Source organism: Aquabacterium fontiphilum, assembly GCF_009909205.1.
In the GTDB taxonomy this organism is placed as follows: Bacteria; Pseudomonadota; Gammaproteobacteria; order Burkholderiales; family Burkholderiaceae_C; genus Aquabacterium; species Aquabacterium fontiphilum.
Genome location: NZ_JAAAPN010000009.1, coordinates 26226 through 38287 on the forward strand (window position 1 = coordinate 26226; position 12062 = coordinate 38287).

General features: G+C 64.8%; 11 protein-coding genes and 1 tRNA gene. All 12 read right to left on the reverse strand.

What is annotated here, in order from left to right; all coding sequences use genetic code 11:
• Positions 1–8 precede the first annotated feature (8 nt).
• Positions 9–1067 (reverse strand): NADH-quinone oxidoreductase subunit NuoH, encoded by a 1059-nt coding sequence (gene nuoH / locus GTZ97_RS11615; RefSeq protein ID WP_161650806.1) that lies wholly within the window; start codon positions 1065–1067, stop codon positions 9–11.
• An 18-nt stretch (positions 1068–1085) separates the two neighbouring features.
• Positions 1086–3416, reverse strand: a complete 2331-nt coding sequence (gene nuoG / locus GTZ97_RS11620; protein ID WP_161650807.1) for an NADH-quinone oxidoreductase subunit NuoG — start codon at positions 3414–3416, stop codon at positions 1086–1088.
• Positions 3417–3430: 14 nt separating this feature from the next.
• A complete protein-coding gene (gene nuoF / locus GTZ97_RS11625) occupies positions 3431–4774 on the reverse strand; it encodes an NADH-quinone oxidoreductase subunit NuoF (RefSeq protein WP_161650808.1) in 1344 nt (447 codons plus the stop codon).
• A gap of 17 nt (positions 4775–4791) precedes the next feature.
• Positions 4792–5277, reverse strand: a complete 486-nt coding sequence (gene nuoE, locus GTZ97_RS11630; protein ID WP_161650809.1) for an NADH-quinone oxidoreductase subunit NuoE — start codon at positions 5275–5277, stop codon at positions 4792–4794.
• A 32-nt stretch (positions 5278–5309) separates the two neighbouring features.
• A complete protein-coding gene (locus tag GTZ97_RS11635; protein ID WP_161650810.1) occupies positions 5310–6563 on the reverse strand; it encodes an NADH-quinone oxidoreductase subunit D in 1254 nt (417 codons plus the stop codon).
• Between the two features lie 2 nt (positions 6564–6565).
• Complete coding sequence (locus GTZ97_RS11640) at positions 6566–7177, reverse strand: NADH-quinone oxidoreductase subunit C (RefSeq protein ID WP_161650811.1); 612 nt, start codon at positions 7175–7177, stop codon at positions 6566–6568.
• 15 nt (positions 7178–7192) lie between these two features.
• Positions 7193–7669 carry a NuoB/complex I 20 kDa subunit family protein gene (locus GTZ97_RS11645; protein WP_161650812.1) on the reverse strand — a complete coding sequence of 159 codons (477 nt, stop codon included), beginning with the start codon at positions 7667–7669 and terminating at the stop codon, positions 7193–7195.
• Positions 7670–7717: 48 nt separating this feature from the next.
• On the reverse strand, positions 7718–8077 hold the full coding sequence (locus GTZ97_RS11650; protein ID WP_161650939.1) for an NADH-quinone oxidoreductase subunit A: 360 nt from the start codon (positions 8075–8077) through the stop codon (positions 7718–7720).
• A gap of 248 nt (positions 8078–8325) precedes the next feature.
• Positions 8326–8410 (reverse strand) — tRNA-Leu (locus GTZ97_RS11655).
• A 181-nt stretch (positions 8411–8591) separates the two neighbouring features.
• Positions 8592–8951 (reverse strand): preprotein translocase subunit SecG, encoded by a 360-nt coding sequence (secG, locus tag GTZ97_RS11660; RefSeq protein WP_161650813.1) that lies wholly within the window; start codon positions 8949–8951, stop codon positions 8592–8594.
• Positions 8952–8983: 32 nt separating this feature from the next.
• Positions 8984–9739 carry a triose-phosphate isomerase gene (gene tpiA, locus GTZ97_RS11665; RefSeq protein WP_330863603.1) on the reverse strand — a complete coding sequence of 252 codons (756 nt, stop codon included), beginning with the start codon at positions 9737–9739 and terminating at the stop codon, positions 8984–8986.
• Positions 9736–12015: a polyribonucleotide nucleotidyltransferase gene (pnp, locus tag GTZ97_RS11670; RefSeq protein WP_161650815.1), complete on the reverse strand. Its 2280-nt coding sequence runs from the start codon at positions 12013–12015 to the stop codon at positions 9736–9738. The genes tpiA and pnp overlap by 4 nt, the downstream gene beginning before the upstream one ends.
• Between the last annotated feature and the right edge of the window lie 47 nt (positions 12016–12062).

A 12062-nucleotide genomic window follows, 5' to 3' on the forward strand; every position in this document is an offset into this window, starting at 1 on the left:
TTGACCCCTTACTTCCAGATGTTCCAGGGTGACACCATCCAGGCGCCCACCACCACCAGCCACACCAGCGTGAGCGGGATGAAGATCTTCCAGCCCAGACGCATGATCTGGTCATAGCGGAAGCGCGGGAACGAGGCACGCACCCACAGGAAGAGCGTGACGATGACGAAAGTCTTGAGGCCCAGCCAGATCCAACCGGGGATGAAGCTCAGCGCATCCACGGGCGGCAGCCAGCCACCGAAGAACATGGTGGCGGCCAGCGCCGACACCAGGATCATGTTGGCGTACTCGGCCAGGAAGAACATCGCGAAGGCCATGCCCGAGTACTCGATCATGTGACCGGCCACGATTTCCGATTCGCCTTCCACCACGTCGAAGGGGTGGCGGTTGGTTTCGGCCAGACCGGAGATGAAGTACACGACCACGATGGGCAACAACGGCAGCCAGTTCCAAGACAGGAAGTTCAGGCCCATGTCGGCGAACTGGCCCTTGTCCTGGCTCAGCACGATGTCGCTCATGTTCAGCGAGCCGGCCGTCATCAGCACGATCACGAAACAGAAGCCCATGGCCAGCTCGTACGACACCATCTGGGCCGATGCACGCATGGCGCCCAGGAAGGCGTACTTCGAGTTCGAGGCCCAGCCGGCGATGATCACGCCATAGACCTCCATCGAGGTGATGGCCATCAGGAACAGCAAGCCGGCATTGACGTTGGCCAGCGCGACCTCTGGGCCGAAGGGCACGACGGCCCACGCAGCCAGCGCCGGCATGATGGTCATGACCGGCCCGATGAGGAACAGGCTCTTGTTGGCCGCCGCGGGCAGGATGATCTCCTTGAAGATCAGCTTGACCGCGTCCGCAATTGGCTGCAACAGACCGCCAGGACCGGTCCGGTTCGGACCGGGGCGGACCTGCGACCAGCCGATGGCCTTGCGTTCCCACAGCGTGAGGTAGGCCACGCAGCCCAGCAGGGGCAGCAGCAGCGCCACGATCTTGATGAGGTTCCAGACCACCGGCCAGGCGCCGCCCAGCGTGTCTGCACCGGCGTTGTACAGGGTATCAATCATGGTTCACTCCCCTGCCCTTCAAGCTTTCTCGACACGGATGCCACCGAAGGCCGCACCCAGCGCCGACGTGGCGGGATGGCCCGTCGGCACATGCACGACGTTGGCGGGCAGGCTGGCGTCCAGCACGGCCGCCAACACGGCCGAGACCGGGCCACTCGGGCCTTCCTGCGTCACCTTGACCTGGGCGCCATCGGTCAGACCCAGCTCGGCCCACAGGGCCTGCGGCAGACCAGCCACCGGCGGCTTGCCATCGGCTGTGGCCTGCAACGAGGGCGCACGGCGCACCAGCGCGTCGGCGCAGTAGATGGGCACATCCGCCAGGCGCTCCAGGCCGCCGGTCGACGCCGGCAGGGTGATGGCCGCCTGCGTGGCGTTGTTGAGACGGGCGGGCAGCGCAGCCACATCGCCCAGCGCACGTGCACGCACTTCTTCGGCCGTCTCGAAGGCAAAGCCTTCCAGGCCCAGCATCGTGCCCAGCACGCGCAACACCTTCCAACCCGGACGGGTGTCGCCCAGCGGACGCACCACACCGTGGAAGCTCTGCACGCGGCCTTCGGCGCTGATGAAGGTACCGGCCGTTTCGGTGAACGGTGAGATGGGCAGCATCACGTCGGCGTACTCCGCAGCTGCCTCCGACTTGAACGACGACAACACGATCACCGTCTCGGCTGCGCGGGCAGCCGCCAGCGCGGCAGCCGGGTTGGCGGTGTCGAACTCGGGCTCGACGCCCATCAGAATCAGGCCCTTGAGCGGCTGACCCGACAGCATCTGCGCGGCGTTCAGGCCGCCTTGCTGGGGCTGTGCACCCACCAGGGCTGCGCCCACGGTGTTGGCGCTCTCGCCCAGGAAACCGAACTGCGCGCCGGTCTGCTCGGCCAGCCATTGCGCCAGCGCCTGCAGGCTGGCGGCCTGCGGATGCTGCGCGGCGGCGTTGCCCAGCAGGATGGCCTTGCGCTGACCCGACAGCAGCGAGGCAGCGATGGCCTTGGCCACGTCGGTCACGTTGCCGGCGACCGGTGCGCTGACGCCGCGCTCAGCAGCCACGGCTGCAGCCACGTCGGCCAGGGCCTGCACCCAGGCGCTGGGCGCCACGGTCACGCGTTGGGCCAGAGGCATCAGCCAATCATCGGCCATGCCGCCGATGGCGCTCACCTGTGCGCCGCGACGCGCTGCGTGACGCAGACGCGAGGCAAACAGCGGGTGGTCCTTGCGCAGGAACGAGCCGACCACCAACGCGCGGTCCAGCGTGCTGAGGTCAGCCACCGGCATGCCCAGCCACTTGACGCCGCTACCTGCGGTGAAGTCGGTCTGACGCAGGCGCGTGTCGATGTTGTCGCTGCCCAGCCCGCGCACGAGTTGCGCCAGCAGGTAGAGTTCTTCTGCGGTCTGGTGCTCGGAGGCGAGCGCGCCGATGGCAGAGGCGCCGTGTTCGTTCTTGATGCCCTTGAGGCCGTTGGCCACGTACTCGAGCACCGTCGTCCAGTCGACCTCGCGCCACTGGCCGCCCTGCTTGATCATGGGCTGGGTCAGGCGCTCGTCGCCGTTGAGCGCTTCGTAGCTGAAGCGGTCACGGTCAGCCAGCCAGCATTCGTTGACGGCCTCGTTCTCGAGCGGCACCACGCGCATCACCTTGCTGCCCTTGACCTGAACAATCAGGTTGGCGCCAGTGGAATCGTGCGGGCTGACGCTCTTGCGGCGCGACAGCTCCCAGGTGCGGGCGCTGTAGCGGAAGGGCTTGCTGGTCAGCGCGCCCACCGGGCACAGGTCAATCATGTTGCCCGACAGCTCGGAATCGACCGTCTTGCCCACGAAGGTGGTGATCTCGGAATGCTCGCCGCGGTGGGCCATGCCCAGCTCCATGACGCCGGCGATTTCCTGACCGAAGCGCACACAGCGGGTGCACTGGATGCAGCGGCTCATCTCTTCCATCGAGATCAGCGGGCCCACATCCTTGGGCATCACCACGCGCTTTTCTTCTTCATAGCGCGAGGCGCTACCGCCGTAGCCCACGGCCAGATCCTGCAGCTGGCACTCGCCGCCCTGGTCGCAGATGGGGCAATCCAGCGGGTGGTTGATCAGCAGGAACTCCATCACGCCCTGCTGGGCCTTGATCGCCTTGTCGCTCTTGGTGCGCACGATCATGCCCTGCGTCACGGGCGTGGCGCAGGCGGGCATGGGCTTGGGCGCCTTCTCGATGTCCACCAGGCACATGCGGCAGTTGGCCGCGATGGACAGCTTCTTGTGGTAGCAGAAGTGCGGGATGTGCGTCCCGCACTGTTCGGCAGCCTGCATCACCATGCTGCCTTCCTGCACCTGGACCTTGCGGCCGTCGATTTCGATTTCAACCATGACTATTGCCCAGTTCAGATGTAGGCCGGGACCATGCAGGTCTTGTGTTCGATGTGGTGCACGAACTCATCGCGGTAGTGCTTGATGAACGCGCGCACCGGCATGGCTGCGGCATCGCCCAGCGCACAGATCGTGCGACCCTGGATGTTGTCGGCCACCGAGTTCAGCATGTCGATGTCCTCCGGGCGCCCCTTGCCGTGCTCGATGCGCTCGACCATGCGCCACAGCCAGCCCGTGCCTTCGCGGCACGGCGTGCACTGGCCGCAGGATTCATGCATGTAGAAGTACGACAGGCGCAGCAGGCTCTTGACCATGCAGCGGGTCTCGTCCATCACGATGACGGCGCCCGAGCCCAGCATGGAGCCGGCCTTGGCGATGGAGTCATAGTCCATCGTGCACTCCATCATGATGTGCGCCGGCAGCACCGGCATGGACGAGCCACCCGGGATCACTGCTTTGAGCTTGCGGCCGCCGCGCACGCCACCGGCGAGCTCCAGCAGCGTGGCGAAGGGCGTGCCCATCGGGATCTCGTAATTACCGGGACGCTCGACGTCGCCCGAGATCGAGAACAGCTTGGTGCCGCCGTTGTTGGGCTTGCCCACATTCAGGAAGGCTTCACCGCCGTTGCGGATGATCCAGGGCACCGCCGCGAACGTTTCGGTGTTGTTGATCGTGGTGGGCTTGCCGTACAGGCCGAAGCTCGCCGGGAACGGCGGCTTGAAGCGGGGCTGGCCCTTCTTGCCTTCGAGCGACTCGAGCAGCGCGGTTTCTTCACCGCAGATGTAGGCGCCGAAACCGTGGTGGGCATGCAGCTGGAAGCTGAAATCGCTGCCCAGGATGTTGTTGCCCAGCAGGCCGGCTGCGCGCGCCTCTTCGAGGGCCTCCTCGAAGCGCTCATAGACTTCGAAGATCTCGCCGTGGATGTAGTTGTAGCCCACCGAGATGCCCATGGCATAGGCCGCAATGGCCATGCCTTCGATCACGATGTGCGGGTTGAAGCGCAGGATCTCGCGGTCCTTGCAGGTGCCCGGCTCGCCTTCGTCGGAATTACAGACCAGGTACTTCTGGCCCGGGAAAGCGCGCGGCATGAAGCTCCACTTCAGGCCGGTGGGGAAGCCCGCGCCGCCGCGGCCGCGCAGGGCCGAGGCCTTCACTTCGGCAATGACCTGGTCGGGCGTCATGCCCTCGCCACCGTCCTTGCCGAGGATCTTGCGCAGCGCGGCGTAACCGCCACGGGCTTCATAGTCCTTCAGACGCCAGTTGTTGCCATCCAGATCAGCATAGATCTGGGGGCTGATGTGGCGACCGTGGAAGATGGTTTCCTTGCCGGTGGCCTGGAATTGGGAGAGGTCAAGCATGGTGGTCTCTGCCTCGGTTACTTGGCGTTGGCCTTGAGCACGTCGATCAGCTGATCGAGCTTGTCGTTGCTCATGTAGCTCACCATCTGGCGGTCGTTGACCAGGGCCACCGGCGCATCCGCGCAGGCGCCCAGGCACTCGCAGTGCTGCACAGTGAACAGGCCGTCGGCCGTGGTGCCACCGTCTTGCACGCCCAGCTTCTCGCACAGGTGCTGCAAGGCCTTCTGGCCGTCGCGCAGTTGGCAAGGCAGGTTGGTGCACACGTTGATCTTGAACTGACCAACGGGCTTCTGGTTGTACATGTTGTAGAAGGTGACCACCTCATGCACCGCGATGGCGGGCATGCCGATGTAGTCGGCCACTTCCTGCTCGCTCTCGGGCGAGATCCAGCCACGCTCCTGCTGGAGGATGGTCAGGCAGGCCATCACGGCGGACTGCCGCTGGTCGGCGGGGTACTTCGCCAGTTCGCGGTCGAACCGCGCTTTGGTTTGTTCGCTCAACATGGGGAATCTGTCTCGCTTGGATGCCGGGCTGCTCAGCGGTCGATCTCACCGAACACGATGTCCATCGTGCCGATGATCGCCACCGCATCAGCCAGCATGTGGCCACGGGTCATTTCGTCGAGGGCGGCCAGATGGGCAAAGCCCGGGGCACGGATCTTCAGGCGGTAAGGCTTGTTGGCCCCGTCGGACACCAGGTAGATACCGAACTCGCCCTTGGGATGCTCGACGGCGGCATAGGCCTCGCCTTCGGGCACGTGAAAGCCTTCGGTGAACAGCTTGAAGTGGTGGATGAGCTCTTCCATCGACGACTTCATCTTCACGCGCGAAGGCGGTGCCACTTTGTGGTTGTCGGTGATGACCGGGCCCGGGTTGGCACGCAGCCAATCCACGCACTGTTTGATGATGCGGTTGGACTGACGCAGTTCTTCCACGCGCACCAGATAGCGGTCGTAGCAATCGCCGTTCTTGCCCACGGGGATGTCGAAGTCGACCTGGTCGTAGACGTCGTAGGGCTGATGCTTGCGCAGATCCCACACGATGCCCGAACCGCGCAGCATGGCGCCAGACAGGCCCAGGTTCATCGCGCGCTCGGGCGTGACCACACCGATGCCGACGGTGCGCTGCTTCCAGATGCGGTTATCGGTCAGCAGGGTTTCGTATTCGTCGATCAGCTTGGGGAAGCGCTGGGTGAAGTCCTCGATGAAATCGAGCAGCGAGCCCTGGCGGTTCTCGTTGAGCTTCGAGATCGCACGCGCGTTGCGGATCTTGCTGGCCTTGTACTGCGGCATGGTATCCGGCAGGTCGCGATAGACACCGCCCGGACGGAAGTAAGCCGCGTGCATGCGCGCCCCCGAGACCGCTTCGTACATGTCGAACAGGTCTTCCCGCTCGCGGAAGCAGTAGATGAGGATGTTCATCGCGCCGCAGTCGAACCCGTGACAGCCCAACCACAGCAGGTGGTTCAGCACGCGGGTGATTTCGGAGAACATCACACGGATGTACTGTGCGCGCACGGGCACCTCAATGCCCATCATCTTTTCGATGGCCAGGCAGTAGGCGTGCTCGTTGCACATCATCGAGACGTAATCCAGGCGGTCCATGTAGGGCAGCGACTGGATGAAGGTCTTGCTTTCGGCCAGTTTCTCGGTGGCGCGGTGCAGCAGGCCGATGTGCGGATCGGCGCGCTGGATGACTTCGCCGTCGAGCTCGAGCACCAGGCGCAGCACGCCGTGCGCGGCCGGGTGCTGCGGACCGAAGTTCAGGGTGTAGTTCTTGATTTCAGCCATGATCAGTGCAGACCACCGTAGTTGTCTTCGCGGATGATGCGCGGCGTGATCTCGCGCGGCTCGATGGTGACGGGCTGGTAGATCACCCGCTTCTGGTCGGGGTCGTAGCGCATCTCGACGTAGCCCGTGGTCGGGAAGTCCTTGCGGAACGGGTGGCCGATGAAGCCGTAATCGGTCAGGATGCGGCGCAGGTCGACGTGGCCGTCAAACACGATGCCGTACAGGTCGAAGGCTTCGCGCTCGAACCAGTTGGCTGCGTTCCAGATGTCGTTGACCGATGCCACGATCGGGAAGTCGTCGTCCAGCGCGAACACGCGCAGGCGCAGGCGCCAGTTCTTGCTGAGCGACAGCAGGTGGATGACGACCGCAAAGCGCGGGCCGTCGGCATAGATGCTCTCGGCGCCGTCCTTGTACTGCGAATAGTCCATGCCGCACAGGTCGATCAGCTGCTCGAAGCGCAGCTCGGCGTGGTCGCGCAGGGTCTGGCAGATGGCGTGATAGTTCGCAGCCGAGACGGTCAGGGTCAGTTCACCCTTGACGAGGTCGAGGCGCTTGATCTGGTCGCCGAGGACCGACTCCAGGGCCGCTTGCAGGGTGGCGAGTTTCTGGCTCATGCGTGCGCTCTCCGTTCAGCGGGCGATGGTGTTTTCGCGGCGGATCTTGGCCTGCAGCTGCAAGATGCCGTAGAGCAATGCCTCGGCCGTCGGGGGGCAGCCCGGCACGTACACGTCGACCGGCACGATGCGATCACAGCCGCGCACCACCGAGTAGCTGTAGTGGTAGTAACCGCCGCCGTTGGCGCACGAGCCCATGGACAGCACCCAGCGGGGCTCGGCCATCTGGTCGTACACCTTGCGCAGGGCGGGCGCCATCTTGTTGCACAGCGTGCCGGCCACGATCATCAGGTCGGACTGACGGGGGCTCGGCCGGAACAGCATGCCGAACCGGTCAATGTCGTAGCGGGCCGCGCCCGCGTGCATCATCTCCACCGCGCAGCAGGCCAGCCCGAAGGTCATGGGCCACAACGACCCCGTCTTGGACCAGTTGATCAGCGAATCAACGGACGTGGTGATGAAGCCCTCTTTGAAGACGCCTTCGATACCCATACTCTTTACCTCAATCGATGCCGGTCGATGGTGCGTGCGCGACAGGGATCACTCCCAGTCGAGGGCGCCCTTCTTCCATTCGTAGACGAAGCCCACGACCAGGATGCTCAGGAACAGCATCACGGTGACGAAGCCGGCCATGCCGACGTCCTTGAGCGCCACGGCCCAAGGGAACAAGAACGCGATTTCCAGGTCGAACAGGATGAACAGGATGGCGACCAGGTAGTAGCGCACGTCGAATTTCATGCGCGCATCTTCGAATGCCTCGAAGCCGCACTCGTAGGGCGAGTTCTTGGCCTCATCCGGCCGACGCGGCCCCAGCAGGAAGCCCAGCAACTGTGGGGCCACGCCCACACCGACGCCCACCAGGATGAACAGGATGACGGGCAGGTATTCTTGGAGGTTCACCATGCTGACAGACCTTGGTCAGTTCAAACGGCGTGATTGGAGCACACCGCGCAAAGAAAAAGGCGCGCCGGGCGGCTCGCCACTCAGGATTGAACCTGAGATGACATCACCACCCACAGCGCGCCCGCGTGAGCTCCTGAACCTCGGCCGCCCGATGCACTCGCACCGGGGGGACCACTCCCAGACATCCGCTTTGATGTGACAAACGGCGCTGGTCATGGGGAGGGCACAGGACTCGTTGTATCGTTTGGTGCCGACGGCGAGACTCGAACTCGCACAGCTTTCGCCACTACCCCCTCAAGATAGCGTGTCTACCAATTTCACCACGTCGGCATGCGTCACAGAGGACAGTGCCGCAGCACCTGCACCTTTGCGGCTCCGGTGTTGCGTGAGGATTGCTGACCGGAGACTTACATTCTAACCTGTTTTCAGGGCGAACCCGCACAACGTGTGCACGCGGCGTGACAGATTCGCCTCAGCCGACCACCCTCCCGGGTGGCCGACCGCACCCGGATCATTGCCCAGGGATCAGGGCTGCACCGGAAGCCGGCTTGGCCGCAGATGCGGGCACCGCCGGCGCAACCTGGCTGGCGGCCTGATCGAGGATGCTGCTGCCTTCCTGCGCCGCGGGGCGCAGGTTGCCAAAATACGCCAGTGCCAGTGTGCTGGCAAAGAAGATGGTGGCCGCCACCGCCGTGGAGCGCGACAGGAAGTTGGCGCTGCCGCTGGCGCCAAACAGGCTGCCCGAGGCACCACTGCCGAACGAGGCACCCATGTCGGCGCCCTTGCCGTGCTGCACCAGCACCAGACCGATCATGGCCAGCGCCGATGCCACCTGAAGCAACACCATCACGGTGAAGAATGCTTGTTGCATGGTTGGAAAGTCTCCGGAAAATCAGGCGCGGCTCAGGCCGCGCGCGCGATGGCGGCAAAGTCGGCTGCCTTCAAAGCGGCACCGCCGATCAGCCCGCCATCGATGTCGGGTTGCGCAAACAGCTGCGCCGCGTTGTCGGGCTTGACCGAGCCGCCGTACAGCAGCGGCACGGACGCGGCCGACGCGCTGGCGGCAGTCAGGCGCGCCCGCAAGAAGGCATGCACCGCCTGAGCCTGCTCGGGCGAAGCCGTCTTGCCGGTGCCGATGGCCCAGACAGGCTCATAGGCCACGACGATGCGCGACAGATCACCACCGAGCGTGTCAATGACCGCCTGCAGCTGGCGCGCCACCACCGCCTCGGTCTGGTCGGCCTCGCGCTCGGCGAGCGTTTCACCCACACAGACAATGGGCGTCAGGCCGTGCGCCAGCGCGGCCTTGGCCTTGTCGGCCACGAGCTGGTCGCTCTCGGTGTGGTAGCTGCGACGCTCCGAGTGTCCGACGATGGCGTACTTGACGCCCAGATCGGACAGCATCGGGCCAGCGACCTCGCCGGTATAGGCGCCCTGCGCCTGCACGGACACATCCTGCGAGCCGACGGCGATGCCGCTTCCCTGCAGCGCTGCGGCGACTTCGCCCAGGTAGACGAAGGGTGGGCACACAGCCACGCTGGCGCGCGGCGCCGTGGCGCCCAGGTCAGCCGCCTTGAGCCCGTTGATCAGCTCGGCATTGAATGCACGGCTGCCGTGCATCTTCCAGTTGCCTACGACCAGCTTCTTCATGGCGCTCACTGTTGTTGTTGCTGGGCCTGTTCGCCGCCGGCTTCACCACCGGCTTCGAGCGGCTGCTGCTCGGCACGCGGTGCGCGCTCACGACGCTCACCGCCGCGGTCACCGCGGTCGCCACGGTCACGACGGGGGCGATCGCCACGGTCACCACGGTCACCGCGCTCTTCGCGCTCGGGCATGCCCTCAGGGCGCTCCAGCAGAGCCTTCATGGACAGCTTGACGCGACCCTTCTCGTCGGTCTCCAGCACCTTGACCTTGACGATCTGGCCTTCGGTCAGGTAGTCGGACACCTTCTCGACGCGCTCGTGGGCGATCTGGCTGATGTGCAGCAGGCCGTCCTTGCCGGGCAGCAGGTTCACCAACGCACCGAAATCGAACAGCTTGGTGACGGCGCCTTCGTAGGTGGCACCAATCTCGACCTCGGCCGTGATCTCGCCGATGCGGCGCATGGCTTCGTCGGCCTTGGCGGCGTCGGTGGAAGCGATGGTGATGGAGCCGTCTTCCGAGATGTTGATCTGGCAGCCGGTTTCTTCGGTCAGGGCACGGATGGTCGCACCACCCTTGCCGATCACATCACGGATCTTCTCGGGGTTGATCTTCATGGTGTACAGGCGGGGAGCGAACTCGGAGACTTCCGTGTTCGCGCCAGCCATGGCCTCGACCATCTTGCCCAGGATGTGCAGGCGGGCTTCCTTGGCCTGCGCCAGAGCGACCTGCATGATTTCCTTGGTGATGCCCTGGATCTTGATGTCCATCTGCAGGGCGGTCACGCCGGTGGTGGTGCCGGCCACCTTGAAGTCCATGTCGCCGAGGTGATCTTCGTCACCCAGGATGTCGGTCAGGACGGCGAACTTGTTGCCTTCCTTGATCAGACCCATGGCGATGCCCGCCACGTGGGCCTTCATCGGCACACCGGCATCCATCATGGCCAGACAGCCACCACAGACCGAGGCCATCGACGACGAACCGTTGGACTCGGTGATCTCGGAAACCACGCGCACGGTGTAGGCGAAGTCTTCCTTGGCGGGCAGCAGCGGCACCAGAGCGCGCTTGGCCAGACGGCCGTGGCCGATTTCGCGGCGCTTGGGGCTGCCCACGCGACCGGTTTCGCCCGTGGCGAACGGCGGCATGTTGTAGTGGAACAGGAAGGTGTCGCGGAAGTCGCCAGTCAGCGCATCGATGCGCTGAGCGTCTTGCTCGGTGCCCAGCGTGGCGATGACCAGGGCCTGGGTTTCACCACGGGTGAACAGCGCAGAGCCGTGCACGCGCGGCAGCACGCCGGTGCGGATCTCGATGGGGCGCACGGTGCGGGTGTCGCGGCCGTCGATGCGGGGCTCGCCTGCCAGGATCTGGCTGCGCACGATCTTGGCCTCGATGTCAAACATCAGGTTGTCGACCTTGACATCATCGAAGGCCACACCTTCAGCCGTCAGGGCGGCCTTCACTTCAGCGTAGGCGGTGCGGCAGGCCTGCGTACGAGCCTGCTTGGAGCGGATCTGGTAGGCGGCGCGCAGCGGGCCTTCGGCCAGCGCGTTGACCTTGCCGATGAAGGCCTCGTCCTTGGCGGGCGGCTGCCAGTCCCACACGGGCTTGCCGGCGTCGCGCACCAGTTCGTGGATGGCATTGATCGCCACGTTACCTTGCTCGTGGCCAAAGACGACGCCGCCGAGCATCACCTCTTCAGACAGCTGATCGGCTTCGGATTCGACCATCAGCACGGCGCTTTCGGTGCCAGCGACGATCAGGTCCATCTTCGATTCGGCCATCTGAGCGGGGCTGGGGTTCAGCACGTACTCGCCGTTGATGTAGGCCACGCGGGCCGCGCCGATGGGGCCGTTGAACGGAATGCCAGCCACACTCAGGGCGGCACTCGAGGCAATCATGGCGGCGATGTCGGACTGGACCTCAGGGTTCAGCGACAGCACGTGGATGACCAGCTGCACTTCGTTGTAGAAGCCCTCAGGGAACAGCGGGCGGATCGGGCGGTCGATCAGGCGCGAGGTCAGGGTCTCGTGCTCGCTGGGCTTGGCTTCACGCTTGAAGAAGCTGCCGGGGATCTTGCCGGCAGCATAGGTCTTCTCAATGTAGTCGACGGTCAGCGGGAAGAAGTCCTGGCCGGCCTTGGCGCTCTTGGCGCACACCACGGTGGCCAATACGGTGGTGCCTTCGATGTCGACCACGACAGCGCCGGTGGCCTGGCGGGCGATCTCGCCGGTTTCCATGGTGACCGTGCGGCCGCCCCATTGGAAGGTCTTGGTGACTTTGTTGAACATGGTCATGGGTGAATGCTCCTCGTTGTGGAGACGGCCTGCCGGCCGCCGGGTTT